Raw genomic sequence first — 15,320 nt, 5'->3', positions numbered from 1 at the left:
TACCCCCAGTGACCACCGTCCAGTCCGGCTCCTTCCTGACCCTGCACTACCGGCTTGCCGGGCCCGACGGCGGCGACATCGTCAACACCTTCGGCGGCACGCCGGCGACGCTGACGATCGGCGCGGGCGACCTGTCGCCGGGCCTGGAGCAGGCGCTGATCGGCCTGGACGACGGCGCCGAGGCGCGTTTCGAGCTGCCGCCGGGCGCCGCCTTCGGCGAACGCAACCCGCAGCTGATGCAGCGCGTGAAGATGTCGCTGATGCGCGAGCTCGGCGACGAGGACACCGTCTACACCGTCGGTGACGTCGTCCAGTTCCCGACCCCCGACGGCCTGGGCAGCTACGCCGGCATGGTGCGCGAGGTCGGCGAGGACTGGCTGCTGTTCGATTTCAACCACCCGTTGGCCGGCCAGTCCGTGCACTTCGAGGTGCGCATCCTGGGAGTGCTGTGATGGCGGCGATCGAGGAACTGGTCCTGGCCGAGCCGCGCGGCTTCTGTGCCGGCGTCGACCGCGCGATCGAGATCGTCGAGCGTGCGCTCGCCAGGTTCGGCGCGCCGATCTACGTGCGCCACGAGATCGTGCACAACACCTACGTCGTCAACGACCTGCGGGCCAAGGGCGCGATCTTCATCGAGGAGCTCGCCGAGGTCCCGCCCGGCGCGACGCTGGTCTTCAGCGCCCACGGTGTCAGCCAGGCGGTGCGCGAGGAGGCCGACCGCCGCGGCTTCAAGGTCTTCGACGCCACCTGTCCGCTGGTGACCAAGGTCCACGTCGAGGTCGCCAAGCTGGCGCGCGAGGGCTACGAGTTCATCATGATCGGCCACAAGGGCCACCCCGAGGTCGAGGGCACGATGGGCCAGCTCTCCGAGGGCATCTACCTCGTCGAGGACGCCGAGGACGTGCCGCGCGTGCAGCCGCGCGGCGACAAGCTCGCCGTCGTCACCCAGACCACGCTGTCGGTGGACGACGCCGCCGAGATCCTGGCCGCGGTGAAGGCGCGCTTCCCGCACGTGCGCGAGCCCAAGAAGCAGGACATCTGCTACGCGACGCAGAACCGCCAGGACGCCGTCAAGCTGATCGCGCCGGCGGTCGACGTCGTCATCGTCGTCGGCAGCCCGACCAGCAGCAACAGCAACCGCCTGCGCGAGCTGGCCGAGCGGCTGGGCACGCCGGCGCACATGGTCGACAGTGCCGCCGACCTGCAGCCGGCCTGGTTCGAGGGCCGCAGCCGCGTCGGCCTGACCGCCGGGGCCTCGGCGCCGGACATCCTCGTGCAGCAGGTCATCGCCCGGCTGCGCGAGCTGGGCGTGCTCAGCGTGCGCAACATGGACGGCGTCAAGGAGTCGGTGCGCTTCCCGCTGCCGCGCGGCCTGGGCGACCGCAGCATGGCCGGGCTCGACGCGCCGTCCGCGTCCGACTGAGATTCCCGCGCCATCCCCGACGACGGCGCCACGAGGGCGCCGTTCGCCTTTCTAGAATCACCCTCTCCGGAGGACCCATGCTCGACATCACCCTGCTGCGCCGCGACCTCGCGAGCGTCGTCGCCCGTCTCGAAAAGCGCCGCGCGCCGCAACCCTTCCTCGACGTCGAGCGCTTCACCGCGCTCGAGGCCGAACGCAAGCGCATCCAGACCCGCACCGAGGACCTGCAGGCGCGGCGCAACCAGCTGTCCAAGCAGATCGGCCAGGCCAAGGGCCGCGGCGAGGACGCCTCGGCGCTGATGGCCGAGGTCGGCGGCATCGGCGACGAGCAGAAGGCCGGCGCCGAACGGCTGGAGGCGATCCAGGCCGAACTGCAGCAGATGCTGATGTCGATCCCGAACCTGCCGCAGGACAGCGTGCCGGTCGGCGCCGACGAGAGCGGCAACGTCGAGCTGCGCCGCTGGGGCACGCCGCGCAGCTTCGAGTTCACGCCCCGGGACCACGTCGACCTGGGCCAGCCGCTGGGCCTGGACTTCGACACCGGCGCCAGGCTCGCCGGTGCGCGTTTCACCTTCCTGCGCGGCCCGGCCGCACGCCTGCATCGTGCGCTCGCCCAGTTCATGCTGGACACGCAGACCCAGGAGCACGGCTACACCGAGTGCTGGACGCCGTACATCGTCAACCGCGAGGTGCTCGAAGGCACCGGCCAGCTGCCGAAGTTCAAGGAGGACATGTTCTGGGTGCTGCGTGGCGGCGACGAGGAGCAGCGCGAGCAGTACCTGATCTCCACGTCGGAGATCCCGCTGACGAACACCGTGCGCGAACAGATCCTCGACGCCGCGGCGCTGCCGATCAAGCTGACGGCGCACAGCCCCTGCTTCCGCTCGGAAGCCGGCAGCGCCGGGCGCGACACGCGCGGCATGATCCGCCAGCACCAGTTCGACAAGGTCGAGATGGTGCAGATCGTGCGTCCCGAAGACAGCGACGCGGCGCTCGAGCAGATGGTCGGCCATGCCGAGGCCATCCTGCAGAAGCTGGAGCTGCCGTACCGCGTGATCACGCTGTGCAGCGGCGACATGGGCTTCGGTTCGGCCAAGACCTACGACCTGGAGGTCTGGCTGCCGGCGCAGGGCACCTACCGCGAGATCAGCTCGTGCAGCAACTGCGAGGCCTTCCAGGCGCGGCGCATGCAGGCGCGTTTCCGCAACGCCCAAGGCAAGACCGAGTTCGTGCACACGCTCAACGGCTCGGGTCTGGCGGTCGGCCGCGCGCTCGTCGCGGTGCTGGAGAACCACCAGCAGGCCGACGGTTCGATCCGCGTGCCGGCGGCCTTGCGGCCGTATCTAGGCGGCGCCGAAATCCTGCGCTAGAATGCGCGGCTTCGCTGACCCCAGCGAGACCACGCGAATACCAGGAAAGGTGGCAGAGTGGTCGAATGCGCCGGACTCGAAATCCGGTTCACGGGTCCTCCCGTGACGAGGGTTCGAATCCCTCCCTTTCCGCCAGAACAGTCCCTCACCGCCCCCGGCCGTGAGGGATTTTTCTTTTCGGAACCGTCCACATGATCCTCCGCGAACGCCCGGTCGGCCCGCGCCTGTTCTTCGTGCTGCGCGGCTCGATCCTGCACCGCATCCTGGTGCCGCTGGCCGGCACGACGCTGACGGCCGTCGTCGTCACGCTGCTGCACGGCGAGCTGCTGCACCACAAGATCACCGTCACGACGATCCCGTTCTCGCTGATCGGCATCGCGCTGGCGATCTTCCTCGGCTTTCGCAACAGCGCCGCCTACGACCGCTACTGGGAGGCGCGCAAGCTCTGGGGCGACGTCGTGCACCGCAGCCGCAGCCTGGCGCGCCAGGCGCGCTGCCTGGTGCGCGGCGCGGTGCCGGCGCAGGCTTCGCTGGGGCTGGACGACCTGCGTGTGCGCATCGTCTGGCGCACCGTCGCGCTGGCGCACGCGCTGCGCCACCATCTGCGCGACACGAAGCCAGAGCCTGAACTCGCGCGTTTCCTGACGCCGGCCGAATGGGCCGGGCTGCAGGCCGCGTCCAACGGCCCGGAGTACCTGCTGCAGCGCCTGGGCGACGACCTGCGCCGCGGCCTGGACGACGGCGCCATCGACTCCATCGTCGCCTGCGAGATGGACCAGACGCTGGCCGCCTTCGCCGCGGCCTTCGCCGGCTGCGAGCGCATCAAGGGCACGCCGATCCCGTTCGCCTACTCGCTGCTGCTGCACCGCACGGCCTACCTCTACTGCTTCCTGCTGCCTTTCGGCCTGATCGACGTGCTGGGCTTCGTCACGCCGCTGGTCGTGGCCTTTGTCGCCTACACCTTCTTCGGCCTGGACGCCGTCGGCGACGAGATCGAGAACCCGTTCGGACACGGCTACAACGACCTGCCGCTGGACGCGATCTGCCGCACGATCGAGATCGGCCTGCGCGAGAGCCTGGGCGACGAGGGCATCCCGCCGCCGCTGCAGCCGGTGGACTTCTGGCTGCGCTGAGCGCCATGAAAGACGGGCCCCGCGGGGCCCGTCGTCGTCAGCCGGTTCCAGCCGCCGCTCAGGCGGCGAGGTCGAAGCGGTCGAGGTTCATCACCTTGGTCCACGCCGCGGCGAAGTCCTGCACGAACTTGCCGGCGTTGTCGTCGCTGGCGTAGACCTCCAGCAGCGCGCGCAGCTCGGAGTTCGAGCCGAAGACCAGGTCGGCGCGTGTCGCCGTCCACTTCAGCGCGCCGCTGGCGCGGTCGCGGCCTTCGTAGACGCCGGCCTCGGCCGCCGGGCCCCACTTCGTGCCCATGTCGAGCAGGTTGACGAAGAAGTCGGTCGACAGCGTGCCCGGGCGCTCGGTCAGCTGGCCGTGCGTGCTGCGGCCGGTGTTGGCACCGAGCACCCGCAGGCCGCCGACGAGCACCGTCATCTCCGGCGCCGTCAGCGTCAGCAGCTGGGCGCGGTCGAGCAGAAGCTCCTCGGCCGGTGCCTGGCTGTCGGCACGCTGGTAGTTGCGGAAGCCGTCGGCGCGCGGCTCGAGCACCGCGAAGGACTCGACGTCGGTCTGATCCTGGCGGGCGTCGGTGCGGCCCGGGGCGAAGGCCACCGTCACCGGATGTCCGGCGCGGCGCGCGGCTTCCTCGACGGCGGCACTGCCGGCGAGCACGATCAGGTCGGCCGCCGAGATGCGCTTGCCGCCGGTCTGCGCGGCGTTGAAACGCTCGCGCACGCCGTCCAGCACCGCCAGCACCCGCGCCAGCTCGGCCGGTTCGTTGACGTCCCAGTCCTTCTGCGGCGCCAGACGGATGCGCGCGCCGTTGGCGCCGCCGCGTTTGTCCGAACCGCGGAAGGTCGAGGCCGAGGCCCAGGCGGTCTTCACCAGCTCGGCGACCGTCAGCCCCGAGGCCAGCACCTCGGCCTTCAGCTGTTCGACGTCGGCGGCGTCGACCAGCGCGTGGTCGACCGCGGGCACCGGGTCCTGCCAGATCAGGTCTTCGGCCGGCACCTCCGGGCCCAGGTAACGCGAGCGCGGCCCCATGTCGCGGTGCGTCAGCTTGAACCAGGCGCGCGCGAAGGCGTCGGCGAAGAGTTCCGGGTTCTGGTGGAAGCGGCGCGAGATCGGCTCGTAGACCGGGTCGAAACGCAGCGACAGGTCGGCCGTCGTCATCATCGGCCGGTGCTTGCGGCTGGGGTCGTGGGCGTCGGGGATCAGGTGCTCGGGCTTGACGTCCTTGGCGAGCCACTGCCAGGCGCCGGCCGGGCTCTTGACCAGCTCCCACTCGTAGCCGAAGAGCATGTCGAAGTAGCCCATGTCCCAGCGTGTCGGGTGGGGCTTCCAGGCGCCTTCGATGCCGCTGGTCGTGGTGTGCACGCCCTTGCCGCTGCCGAAGGCGTTCTGCCAGCCCAGGCCCATCTGCTCGATCGACGCGGCCTCGGGTTCGGGGCCGACCAGCGCGGCGTCGCCGGCGCCGTGCGCCTTGCCGAAGGTGTGGCCGCCGGCCACGAGCGCGACGGTCTCCTCGTCGTTCATCGCCATGCGGGCGAAGGTCTCGCGCACGTCGCGGCCCGAGGCCACCGGGTCGGGCTTGCCGTCCGGGCCTTCGGGGTTCACGTAGATCAGGCCCATCTGCACCGCGGCCAGCGGGTTGGCGAGCTCACGCTCGCCGCTGTAGCGGCTGTTGGGCTTGTCGCTGGTGGCCAGCCACTCGGCCTCGGCGCCCCAGTTGACGTCTTCCTCGGGCTCCCAGATGTCGGGGCGGCCGCCGCCGAAGCCGAAGGTCTTGAAGCCCATCGACTCCAGCGCGACGTTGCCGGCCAGGATCATCAGGTCGGCCCAGCTCAGCTGGTTGCCGTACTTCTTCTTGATCGGCCAGAGCAGGCGGCGCGCCTTGTCCAGGTTGCCGTTGTCGGGCCAGCTGTTCAGCGGCGCGAAGCGCTGGTTGCCGCGCCCGCCGCCGCCACGGCCGTCGGCGGTGCGGTAGGTGCCGGCGCTGTGCCAGGCCATGCGGATCATCAGGCCGCCGTAGTGGCCCCAGTCGGCCGGCCACCAGTCCTGCGAGTCGGTCATCAGCACGCGCAGGTCGTGTTTGACGGCGGCGTAGTCGAGCTTGCGGAACTCGGCCGCGTAGTCGAAGCCGGCGCCCATCGGGTCGGACTTGGCCGAGTGCTGGTGCAGGATCTTCAGGTTCAGCCGCTTCGGCCACCAGTCGGTGTTGGACCGCATCTGGGCCGTGACACGGGCGCCGTGTTCGGCGTGGAAGGGGCAGCGGGCTTCGGTGGACATCGGCAATCTCCTCGAGTCAGGTCTGAACGACGAGCATCAATTTAGTCAATCGCGCGAGCCAATGCGATTGCATTAGGCTATCTTGTCGATCGACGCCCGGGCGCCGGACTGCGCCACCAGCACCGCCAGCGCCGCTGACGCCAGCCGCGCGGTGGCGCCGTCGGCGCGGCTGGTCAGCGCGATCGGCACCCGCGCGCCGAGCACGATGCCGCTGCCCACCGCGCCGCCCAGGTATTCCAGCTGCTTCGCGAGGATGTTGCCCGACACGAGGTCGGGCACCACGAGGATGTCGGGGTTGCCGGCCACCGGCGAGACGATGCCCTTGGTGCGCGCGGCCTCGGCCGAGATCGCGTTGTCGAAGGCCAGCGGGCCGTCGACGATGGCGCCGCGGATCTGGCCGCGGTCGGCCATCTTGCACAGCGCCGCGGCGTCCAGCGTGCAGGCCATCTTCGGGTTGACGCCTTCGACGGCCGCCAGCACCGCCACCTTCGGCAGGTCGACGCCGAGCACCAGCGCCAGGTCGATCGCGTTCTGCACGATGTGCGCCTTGTCGTCGAGCGTCGGCGTGATGTTCATCGCCGCGTCGGTGACGAGCAGCGGCTTGTGGTACGCCGGCGCGTCGAAGCGGAAGACGTGCGAGATGCGGCGCCCGGTGCGCAGCTCGGGGCGCGACAGCACGGCCTTCATCACCTCGTCGGTGTGCAGGCTGCCCTTCATCAGCGCCTGCACCGCGCCGTCGGCGGCCATCGCGGCGGCGCGTTCGGCGGCGGCGTGGCTGTGGCGCACGTCCTCGATCTCGACGCCGGCCAGGTCCAGCCCGGCGGCGTCGGCGGTGGCGATCAGGCGGTCGCGCGGCGCCACCAGCACCGGCGTGAACAGGCCGTGGCGGGCGGCATCGAGCGCGCCGCGCAGCGACTCGGCGTCGCAGGGGTGCACGACGGCGCAGCGCAGCCCGGCGTGGCGCGCGGCCTGCTCGATCAGCGCGCGCACGCCGGCCGCGGCGTCGAAGACGTGCCAGCGCAGCCCGGTGGCCTTGCGCACCCGCTCCTTGTGGCGCGGCGCCTCGACGACGGCCAGCCCGTCCATCAGCAGCGTGCCGTCCTGGCGGCGCACGCTGCAGTCCAGCGTCACGCGGCCGCTGGCGGCGTCCTTGGCGCACACGGCGACCCGCACCTCCAGCACGTCGCCGGCGCGCGCCGTGGCGTGGAAGTCCATGCGCTGCGAGACGTAGCGTGTGCCCGGGCCGGGGAAGACGGTGCCGAGCACGGTCGACACCAGCGCGCCGCTCCACATGCCGTGCGCGGTGCGGCCGGCCAGGCCTTCCTCGCGCGCGAAGCGGTCGTCCAGGTGGGTGGGGTTCAGGTCGCCGGAGATCGCGGCGAAGCCGGCGATGTCGGCGTCGGTCAGGGCGCGGCGCATCGTCGCGCTGCGGCCGACGGCGAGTTCGTCGAAGGTGCTGTTCTCCAGCCACTCGTCGCGCAGGTCGATGTCCATCTGCCGTCCGACCGCGGCCGTGACGGGGCCGCCGGGAGCGAAGACTAACGCTGCCAGGCCATCACGGGGATCCAGGATCGCAACCGGCGGCCGTCGTGCACCCGTCGGTCCAGCCGCTGCGCCAGGCGCCAGGTCGTGTAGGGCAGGGCCGCGCGCAGGCGCAGGATCGCCATCGCGTCGTCGGCGGCCTCGGACACGATGACGATCTCGATCTCGACCTCCGTGTCGGCCCAGCGTCCCAGGAGGGCGTGAAGTTCATCGATGGTGCATTGGGTGCGCAGGCCGAAGACGACGATGCGCCATTCGGCGGGCACGAAAAAGGCATTCATGGCAAACCTGGCGTGCGTCCAGTGCACGCCGATGACCGAGCGTCGCGCGGGGCGCGCTGCCGTGCCGGATACCCGCCGGGGGGCGTCGTGCAATTGCACGCCGGGCTGGCGCTTGATCTGCCGCAACCTTGATCTGGTGGCGGGACGCCCGAACCGGGGGCAGGGACACTGCGCCCCCGCCGTGCGGCCCGGCCCCGGCTTCACCCTCGCGCTCCACGCGCTCCCAACCGCATCGATTTCCCGAGGAGTCGACCGACCCGATCATGTCCGAACAAGCCATCGTCCTCCATCCGCGAGCCGGCACCGCCGCCCCCGACTCCCAGCCGGCCATCGTCGGCCAGCGTGTCGAGCTGCAGCTGCTGACCACGCTGCGCTGCAACCTGAAGTGCAGCTACTACTCGATCGCCGAAGGCGACGTGCGCGAGTCGCAGGGCCACGTGGCCTACACGATGGACCAGCTCGACGCGTTCATCGCCCAGCAGCTCGCCGGCAAGGAGGTCTACGTCACGTTCTACGGCGGCGAGCCGACGCTGAACCGGCCGTTCATCGAGGCCGTGATGCAGCGCCACCCGCTGTTCCGCTTCCAGCTGCAGACCAACGGCACGCTGCTCGACGACCTCAGCCACCACGTGCTGCAGCGCCTGTCGAACGTGCTCGTGTCGATCGACGGCGGCCAGGAGGTGACCGACGGCTACCGCGGCAAGGGCATCTACAAGCAGATCCTGCGCAACGTCGGCGTCGTGCGCGACAGCCTGGGCGGCACGCTGACGGCCCGCGTGACCTGGTCCGACGAGACCATCAGCTTCGAGGAGCTGGACCAGCTGACGAAGGCCTTCGACTACGTCTACTTCCAGTTCGTCGCCGGCGACGCCTATGCCGGCCAGTCGGTCGAGCGCCGCAAGGCGGTGCTGACGCAGCTTGTCGAGCGTTTCTTCGCCGACAGCGACCGCGTCTACCCCTTCATCCCGCTGATGGGCGCGGTGCGCAACAAGCTGTTCCCGTCGCGTGCCGTCGAGCAGTGCGGCGGCGGCACGGCCTGCCGCGTGTCGACGCACATCCTCAACGTGATGCCCGACGGCCGCATCTTCGCCTGCCCCGACCTGATGCACCTGCCGGAGATGCAGACCGGCGACGTCGTCGGCAACTGGCTGCGCCGCAGCCCGCTGCAGCCCGACCCGAAGATGCCCTGCACGAGCTGCGAGGCGCAGAGCTGGTGCCGCGGCAACTGCATGAAGAACCTGTACCTCGGCTACGTGCGCGAGGACGGCGACTGGCGCAGCAAGGTCACCGACCCGATCTGCGAGCTGGTGCGCCACCTCGGCCGCGAGATCGACCGCCACGACGTCACGGGCTGGTTCGAGCAGCTGCCGCTGCCGCAGCGCCGCGTGCTGCTGGACTGCGAGGTCTACCAGTACGTCGAAGTCATGCCCTGACGGGCCGGCCCGCGCTGCAGAAAAAGAAAGCCGGTCGAGGCATCGGAGGCACCTCGACCGGCGAAGTCCGCCGCGCGGGTGCGCGGCGCCGTCAGAACCCGTCCCGGACGACGGCAGGGCGCAGGCGCCGGGGCGCGTGCGGTGCTGGGCCGGTGTCGAGGTGCCGACAGCGACAACCTCGATGCAGTGATATTAATGATATTTGTGCTGCGTGAAAAGTGCTGTTTTCACGCTGGCGCACCGGGCGAAGCCTGGTTCCGTGCGGCGGCAACGAAAAGGGGCCCCGAAGGGCCCCTGGTGATGCCGCGGCCGCGGCGGGCGCGTGCTCAGGCGGCGGGCGCCGCCTCGGCGGCCTTCGCCGGGCGTGCACGGCGCGGCTTCTTCGCCGGCGCCGCCTCGACCACCGCCGCCACTTCGGCGACCGCCTTGCGCACCCGGCGTGCCGCCGGCTTCACCGCCTCGGCGACGGCCTTCGTGCGCTTCTTGCCGACCGCCGCACGCGTCGCCTTGCGCGCCTTGGGCGTTCCGGCCGCGTCGGCCAGGCGCTCGGCGCCGCGCACCACGGTCGTCGACAGCTTCAGCGCGATCTTCGCGCCGGGCAGCGTCATCTTGGCCGCGGTGTGCAGGCCGTTGGCCAGCACCGTGTTGTCGACGCCGGCGGCCAGATCGGCCATCTTCGCGACCTGCGCGGCGGCGGTGTCGCCACCAAGGTCAACGAGCTTGACGGCGCGGTCGGCGACCTCGTCGATGCCCTTGTCGACCGTGCCGGCGACGGTGCCGCGCAACGCGTTCATCTTGTCGGTGGTGCGCGGCGCGATGCGGGCGGTGCGGGTGTAGACGCCCTTCTCGATCACGCCGTCGACCAGGCCGACGAGGCGGTGGCCGCCGAAGCGGTAGGCCGCGACCGTCTTCTCGGCCGCGGCGCGGTAGTTCTCGATCGTCTTCAGGGTGACGCTGGCGAGGTCTTGAGTGGACATGTGCTGCCTCCGTGGATGGTGAATGGGCTTTGCCGACACCACCCAGTCTCGGCCTTGCGCCTAGAGAGCGCACCCCAGGACGGCGGTCTTTCCTAGAGAGCGCTCTCCAGAGCGGGGGCGCGTCAGTGCGCCATCAGCACCGGCAGCGTCATCGAGCGCAGCACCGTGCGCGTGACGCCGCCCAGCACCAGCTCGCGCGCCCGGCTGTGGCCGTAGCAGCCCATCACCAGCAGGTCGGCGTCGGTGTCGGCGGCCACCGACAGCAGCGCCTCGCCGATGCCGGTGCCGGCCAGGCCGTGGCTGCGGATCGGCGCGGTGACGCCGCTGGCGCGCAGCCAGCGCTCGAGCGCCGCGACGCCGGTGCGCTCGTCGTCGCGCCGCGCCAGCGTGCAGGCGACGTGCACCTCCTCGGCCGCCAGCAGCCAGGGCCGGGCGGCGGCCACCGCACGCGCGGCCTCGGGCGTGGGTTTCCAGGCGATCAGCACGCGGCGCACCGGCGCGCCGAACTCGCCCTGAAACGGCAGCACCAACGCCGGCTTGCCGCTGTCGTGCACCAGCGTCGCGACCAGGCCGCGCGGCACCGGGCCGGCCTCGCGGTCGTCGGGGTCGTGCTGGCCGAGCACCAGCAGGTCGGCGAACAGCGCGTGCTCAACGACCGCGACCTCCAGCGTGTCGTGGCGGATCTCGAACCACTGCATCGGCACGCCGGAAACCGCTTCACGCTCGAACATCTCGCGCGCACGGGCGCGCAGCTGGCGGTCGGTCTCCTCGAGCAGCGAGGCGGCGGCATAGGCGCCTTCGGCCGCGGCGAAGGGCACGGCGACGATGGCCGGCAGCACCGCGAAGACCGCGGTCAGCTGGGCGCCGTGCTGGCGTGCGAGGCGGTGGGCCAGCGCGAGGCGGGTCGCCGAGCGCGGCGAGGCGTCGAGGTGGACGAGGATGCTCTTCATGGTGCGCTCCTGGCCCGGGTGGCGCCTGCCGCCCGCCCGGGCAGCGGGTGGGGGTGTCGCGGCCATGCTCCGCCGCGTGGCGGCGGGTGTCAAGGCGCCCGCTCAACCCGCGGGCGAACGTCCTCAGCCGCGCGGGACGCCCGGGTGGGCGTGGCGGCGCCAGGAGCGCTCGGCGGCGGGGCGCATGCCGGCGTCGGCGTCACCGTGCTCGGCGGCGGGCGGGCCGGCGTGGCGCCGCGGCCAGGCCAGCTGCGGCACCGGCGGCGCGGCGGGTTCGGGGTCGAACGGGTCGGTGACTCGGAGGGCGCACATCGGCTGCTCGGCGGCGGCGTGGCGACGGGCCACGGTGCCGGGCGCGATCCTCGCGAGCCGGTCGTCCGGCCGGGTTGACCGGCGGCAAGCGACGGCGTCGCAGGCGTCTCGTGGCCGCCGTCCGTGTCGGCTATGTCACGGGCGCGGCCAGCAGCGCGGGCCAGTCCGGCGCCTGGTCCGGCGTCACGCGCAGCGCCGCGGCGGCTTCGGCGGCGTCCAGCGGGTCGCCGGATCGCTGCTGCGCGGCGAGCACCGCCAGGTCGGCGTCCGAGGCGTCGTCGCCGCGCTGCCCGCGGGCGGCGACGCGGGCGCGCAGCGTCGCGTCGTCGGCGGCGAAGTCCAGCAGCACGAAGCGCGCGCCGCGTGCGGCGGCGAAGCGGCGTGCCGCGTCGCGGGCCGCACGGTGCAGGAAGGTCGCGTCGAGCACCACGACGAAACCGCCGTCGAGCACCGCCCCGGCGGCGTCGAGCAGCCGGGCGTAGGTGGCGCTGCCGGCCTCGGCGCCGTACAGCCGCGTCTTCAGCGCGGCGTCGGGCCGCTCCAGCGGCTGCAGGCCGAACAGCCGCTTGCGCTCGACGTCGGCGCGCACGCGCAGCGCGCCTTCGCCCTCGACCAGCGGCTGGGTCAGCGTGGTCTTGCCGCTGCCCGACACGCCGTGCGTGACGAGCAGCACCGGCGCCGGCGCACGCGTGGCCTGCAGCGCCAGCGCGATGTAGCGCCGGGCCTCGGCCGCGGCGTCGGCCGGTGCACCCGGCTGCGCGGCGCGCAGCGCGGCGACCTTGGCGCGCACCAGCGCGCGGTGCACGAGGTAGTAGCGCAGCACGCGCGCCGCGTCGTAGTCGCCGGTGGCGGCCATCCAGCCGTCGACGAAGCGGTGGGCCAGCGCCGGCAGGCCGTGCGCGTGCAGGTCCATCGCCATGAAGGCCACCTCGCTGGCCACGTCGATCCAGCGGAAGTCCTCGTTGAACTCGATGCAGTCGAAGACCGTCGTGCGGCCGTCGATCTCGACGACGTTGCCCAGGTGCAGGTCGCCGTGGCACTCGCGCACGCGGCCGGCGGCCAGGCGCGCAGCGAACACCGGCTGCAGCCGCGCGAACTGCCGCGTCTGCCAGGCGCGCAGCTCGCCCAGCGCGGCAGTGGCCGGCGCCGCGGCCGCCAGCGTGTCGAGCACGTCCAGGCTGTCCACCAGCGGCGCGCGCACGCGCTCGGGGTGGCCGAACTCGCCGTCGGCGGGCGCGACGGCGGCGCCGGCGTGGAACCGCGCCAGCACCGCCACCAGCGCGTCCACCTGCGCCGCGCCCAGCGCGCCGCGTGCGGCCAGGCGGTCCCAGAGCCCGTCCTGGGCGAAGGCACGCATGCGCAGCGCCCAGTCCAGCGCCTCGCCGTCGCCGCCCAGGCGCGGCGCCTCGGGCGTGCCGGTCACGGCGACGACGTCCAGGTACAGCTCGGGCGCCAGGCGCCGGTTCAGCGCCAGCTCGGCGTCGCAGAAGCGGCGGCGGCGCTCGCGTGTCGTGTAGTCGAGGAATCCCGGCGCGATCGGCTTCTTGAACTTCCAGGCGTGCTCGGCGCTGACGAGCACGCGCGAGACATGGGTCTCGAAGGCCTGCACCGGGCCCTGCGCCGCCAGCGCCTGGGCCAGCCGCGCGACGAGGCGCGCCTGGGCCGGATCGTCGAGTTCGGCAGCCGCCATCATCGACGCGCGGCGCGCTGCTCGACGAGTTCGGCGGCCATCTGCGCGCCCAGCGCCGCCGGACGCACGCGCTCCAGCGTCGCGCCGCTGAGATCGAACTGGCGCTCGACGGTGTGGCGCGGCGCCCCGATGCGCGGCCGGCCGTCGGCGGCCTGCAGCAGCGGGTACTCGCGCAGCCGGGCGACCAGCGCGCCGGCCTCGGTGTCGGCGAAGACCGTGGTCTCGACGATGCGCACGCAGCCGGCGTCCTCGGCCCGGGCGATCACCGCGCGCACGGTGGTGGCCGGGTCGTCGGCGGCCACACGCGCGACCAGCGGCAGCGCCGTCTCGCCGCGCTCGCCCAGCACCTGCGCGACACGCTGGTTGAACGCCAGGTTGATGCCGTCCCACTGGCGCGCGGCCTCGGTGTCGGCGGCGTCGACGTGGCGGCCCTGGCCGAAGACCAGCGTGCAGTCGGCCGCCGCGGGCCGGGGCAGGGCGGCGGTGCAGGCCAGGACGAGCAGGGGCAGCAGCGGACGGTGCGGGTGCGGCACGGCGGCGAAGGCGGGCGGATGCGGTCATGCTAGCGCCGCAGACACGTTTCTTTGCGTGCCCGTGCGGCGCCGCGGTCAACGGCGCCGGTGGGCGCCGCATTGAAACGCAGGCGGCATCCGCCGCCGTGCCACCCGAGGAGTGCCCCGATGAACAGGTTCGTGTCCGTGCTCGCGCTGGCTGCCGCCGCGTCGCTGTCGGTCCCGGCGTTGGCCCAGCCGGCCGGCGGCGAGCGCCGCGAGGCGATGAAGGAGCGCTGGGAGTCGATGTCGCCCGAGCAGCAGGCGCAGGCGCGCGAGAAGTTGCGTGATCGCTGGCAGCAGATGAGCCCCGAGGAACGTGCCGCGGCGAAGAAGCGCCTGGCCGAGCGCCGTGGCGGCGCGCGTGCGGCGCCGCCCGCCTCGGCGCCTGCCGGCTCCTGACCCCGCCCGCGGCCCGGGCGCCGCGGGCCGCGGGCTTGCGGCGTCTTCGAGCGCAGGCAAAATGCCCCGCTTCATGACGCGCCTGCCGACACGCCTTGCCACCTGCCTCGTCGGCCTTGCCGTCGCCGGGTGCGCCACGCGTTCCGTCGACGTGCGGCCGCAGCCGGTGGACCCGGCCGACTTTGCCGCCTGGGACTGCGTGCGCCTGGCCGACGAGAGCGACGCCGTGCAGCAGCGTGCCGCCGATGTCGCCTATGCCGTCGACGACATCGCCGGGCGCAACATCGTCGCGCTGGGCGTCGGCGTCAGCATCTTCTGGCCGGCGCTGTTCGCGCTGCGCCCCAATGGCCACGAGGCCGGCGAGCTGGCGCAGCTCCAGGGGCGCTACGAGGCGATGAAGACCGCGGCGCATCGCCAGGGCTGCGCGCACACCGACGAGCTGCCGCCCGAGCGCCTGGCGGCGCTGCCGATCGCTTCCGGCGACCGCCTCGTCTACGAGGAGCGCACCAGCGCCCGCGGGGCCTCCGGCGAGTGGGCGCTGCAGGTGATGTCGCTGCGCCGCGACGTCTTCGAGTTCCGCGTCAGCCAGACCGGCCCGTCGCGGCCCTGGCGCCAGGACCCGCTGGGCAACGTCGTCGCCGCGCCGGCCGGCGAGCTCGCGTGGCAGCGCCTGTTCCGCCGCGACATCGCGCTCGGCGACGTGCTCGCCGGCGAGCTGCGCATCTCCGGCGACCCGTATGCCCGCGCGCTGGTGCGCGGTCAGGTCGTGGCCACCGGACGGCAGACCATCGCCGGCCGCGCTTTCGACGTCGCCGTCGTCGAGCTCTTCGGCGACGCGCAGAACGGCGAGTTCAGCTCGCGCCTGGAAGGCGCCATCGTCGTCGACCGCAGCAGCGGCCTGCTGGTGCGCCTGGACCTGCGCAGCGCGACGCCGGGCTTCCGCCTCGAACGCCGCCTCGTGCGCGTGCAGCCGGCCACGCCCTGAGC

At 72.6% G+C, this 15,320-nt stretch carries 15 protein-coding genes and 1 tRNA gene; 8 read left to right on the top strand and 8 right to left on the bottom strand.

Going from position 1 to position 15,320, the window contains the following annotated elements; translation table 11 throughout:
- The first annotated feature begins 8 nt into the window (after positions 1-8).
- The 5 genes from LOC65_RS16040 to LOC65_RS16020 all read left to right on the top strand — a co-directional run bounded on the left by LOC65_RS16040 (position 9) and on the right by LOC65_RS16020 (position 3,926).
- A complete protein-coding gene (locus LOC65_RS16040; RefSeq protein ID WP_009858904.1) occupies positions 9-452 on the top strand; it encodes a peptidylprolyl isomerase in 444 nt (147 codons plus the stop codon).
- The gene (gene ispH / locus LOC65_RS16035) at positions 452-1,423 is read left to right on the top strand and encodes a 4-hydroxy-3-methylbut-2-enyl diphosphate reductase (RefSeq protein ID WP_230248226.1); all 972 of its coding nucleotides are present in this window, start codon (positions 452-454) and stop codon (positions 1,421-1,423) included. Before LOC65_RS16040 ends, ispH begins: the two co-directional genes overlap by 1 nt.
- A 77-nt stretch (positions 1,424-1,500) precedes the next feature.
- Positions 1,501-2,793 (top strand): serine--tRNA ligase, encoded by a 1,293-nt coding sequence (gene serS, locus LOC65_RS16030; protein ID WP_230248225.1) that lies wholly within the window; start codon positions 1,501-1,503, stop codon positions 2,791-2,793.
- A 43-nt stretch (positions 2,794-2,836) separates the two neighbouring features.
- A tRNA-Ser gene (locus LOC65_RS16025) sits at positions 2,837-2,928 on the top strand.
- A gap of 56 nt (positions 2,929-2,984) precedes the next feature.
- A complete protein-coding gene (locus tag LOC65_RS16020) occupies positions 2,985-3,926 on the top strand; it encodes a bestrophin family protein (RefSeq protein WP_230248224.1) in 942 nt (313 codons plus the stop codon).
- A 58-nt stretch (positions 3,927-3,984) separates the two neighbouring features.
- Here the strand turns inward: LOC65_RS16020 and katG are convergent, their stop codons facing one another.
- The 3 genes from katG to LOC65_RS16005 form a co-directional block, all read right to left on the bottom strand.
- Positions 3,985-6,195, bottom strand: a complete 2,211-nt coding sequence (gene katG / locus LOC65_RS16015) for a catalase/peroxidase HPI (protein WP_230248223.1) — start codon at positions 6,193-6,195, stop codon at positions 3,985-3,987.
- Positions 6,196-6,267: 72 nt separating this feature from the next.
- Positions 6,268-7,689, bottom strand: a complete 1,422-nt coding sequence (locus LOC65_RS16010) for a bifunctional enoyl-CoA hydratase/phosphate acetyltransferase (RefSeq protein WP_230248222.1) — start codon at positions 7,687-7,689, stop codon at positions 6,268-6,270.
- Between the two features lie 44 nt (positions 7,690-7,733).
- Positions 7,734-8,144, bottom strand: a complete 411-nt coding sequence (locus LOC65_RS16005) for a hypothetical protein (protein WP_230248221.1) — start codon at positions 8,142-8,144, stop codon at positions 7,734-7,736.
- A gap of 137 nt (positions 8,145-8,281) precedes the next feature.
- Here LOC65_RS16005 and LOC65_RS16000 point away from each other — a divergent pair, with 137 nt between their 5' ends.
- Positions 8,282-9,451, top strand: coding sequence for a radical SAM/SPASM domain-containing protein (locus tag LOC65_RS16000; protein WP_230248220.1), 1,170 nt, complete (start codon positions 8,282-8,284; stop codon positions 9,449-9,451).
- A gap of 326 nt (positions 9,452-9,777) precedes the next feature.
- On the opposite strand, the gene LOC65_RS19515 is transcribed toward LOC65_RS16000, so the two are convergent.
- The 5 genes from LOC65_RS19515 to LOC65_RS15975 form a co-directional block, all read right to left on the bottom strand.
- On the bottom strand, positions 9,778-10,428 hold the full coding sequence (locus LOC65_RS19515; protein ID WP_009858896.1) for a hypothetical protein: 651 nt from the start codon (positions 10,426-10,428) through the stop codon (positions 9,778-9,780).
- Between the two features lie 122 nt (positions 10,429-10,550).
- Entirely contained in the window at positions 10,551-11,378 is an 828-nt protein-coding gene (locus LOC65_RS15990; RefSeq protein WP_230248219.1) for a universal stress protein, read from the bottom strand.
- A gap of 123 nt (positions 11,379-11,501) precedes the next feature.
- Positions 11,502-11,723, bottom strand: a complete 222-nt coding sequence (locus tag LOC65_RS15985; RefSeq protein WP_009858894.1) for a hypothetical protein — start codon at positions 11,721-11,723, stop codon at positions 11,502-11,504.
- 97 nt (positions 11,724-11,820) lie between these two features.
- Entirely contained in the window at positions 11,821-13,380 is a 1,560-nt protein-coding gene (locus LOC65_RS15980; RefSeq protein WP_230248218.1) for a bifunctional aminoglycoside phosphotransferase/ATP-binding protein, read from the bottom strand.
- The gene (locus LOC65_RS15975; protein WP_009858892.1) at positions 13,380-13,913 is read right to left on the bottom strand and encodes a hypothetical protein; all 534 of its coding nucleotides are present in this window, start codon (positions 13,911-13,913) and stop codon (positions 13,380-13,382) included. The genes LOC65_RS15980 and LOC65_RS15975 overlap by 1 nt, the downstream gene beginning before the upstream one ends.
- Positions 13,914-14,060: 147 nt before the next feature.
- Here LOC65_RS15975 and LOC65_RS15970 point away from each other — a divergent pair, with 147 nt between their 5' ends.
- Together LOC65_RS15970 and LOC65_RS15965 are read left to right on the top strand one after the other, a co-directional pair.
- Complete coding sequence (locus LOC65_RS15970; protein WP_164962009.1) at positions 14,061-14,333, top strand: DUF3106 domain-containing protein; 273 nt, start codon at positions 14,061-14,063, stop codon at positions 14,331-14,333.
- 61 nt (positions 14,334-14,394) lie between these two features.
- Complete coding sequence (locus LOC65_RS15965; protein WP_009858890.1) at positions 14,395-15,318, top strand: hypothetical protein; 924 nt, start codon at positions 14,395-14,397, stop codon at positions 15,316-15,318.
- Positions 15,319-15,320: the final 2 nt, after the last annotated feature.

It is taken from the genome of Rubrivivax sp. JA1055 (genome assembly GCF_020966565.1).
GTDB classification, from domain to species: Bacteria; Pseudomonadota; Gammaproteobacteria; order Burkholderiales; family Burkholderiaceae_C; genus Rubrivivax; species Rubrivivax benzoatilyticus.
Note: the sequence above shows the minus strand (reverse complement) of the source record. Positions and strands in the feature narration are given on the sequence as shown.

What these genes read in the sequence shown, in the direction of transcription:
- LOC65_RS15965 (WP_009858890.1), top strand. Translation starts at nt 14,395, where the DNA reads ATGCCCCGCTTCATGACGCGCCTGCCGACACGCCTTGCCACCTGCCTC.
- katG (WP_230248223.1), bottom strand. Translation starts at nt 6,195, where the DNA reads ATGTCCACCGAAGCCCGCTGCCCCTTCCACGCCGAACACGGCGCCCGT.
- serS (WP_230248225.1), top strand. Translation starts at nt 1,501, where the DNA reads ATGCTCGACATCACCCTGCTGCGCCGCGACCTCGCGAGCGTCGTCGCC.
- ispH (WP_230248226.1), top strand. Translation starts at nt 452, where the DNA reads ATGGCGGCGATCGAGGAACTGGTCCTGGCCGAGCCGCGCGGCTTCTGT.
- LOC65_RS19515 (WP_009858896.1), bottom strand. Translation starts at nt 10,428, where the DNA reads ATGTCCACTCAAGACCTCGCCAGCGTCACCCTGAAGACGATCGAGAAC.
- LOC65_RS16000 (WP_230248220.1), top strand. Translation starts at nt 8,282, where the DNA reads ATGTCCGAACAAGCCATCGTCCTCCATCCGCGAGCCGGCACCGCCGCC.
- LOC65_RS15980 (WP_230248218.1), bottom strand. Translation starts at nt 13,380, where the DNA reads ATGGCGGCTGCCGAACTCGACGATCCGGCCCAGGCGCGCCTCGTCGCG.
- LOC65_RS16010 (WP_230248222.1), bottom strand. Translation starts at nt 7,689, where the DNA reads ATGGACATCGACCTGCGCGACGAGTGGCTGGAGAACAGCACCTTCGAC.
- LOC65_RS15970 (WP_164962009.1), top strand. Translation starts at nt 14,061, where the DNA reads ATGAACAGGTTCGTGTCCGTGCTCGCGCTGGCTGCCGCCGCGTCGCTG.
- LOC65_RS15990 (WP_230248219.1), bottom strand. Translation starts at nt 11,378, where the DNA reads ATGAAGAGCATCCTCGTCCACCTCGACGCCTCGCCGCGCTCGGCGACC.
- LOC65_RS16020 (WP_230248224.1), top strand. Translation starts at nt 2,985, where the DNA reads ATGATCCTCCGCGAACGCCCGGTCGGCCCGCGCCTGTTCTTCGTGCTG.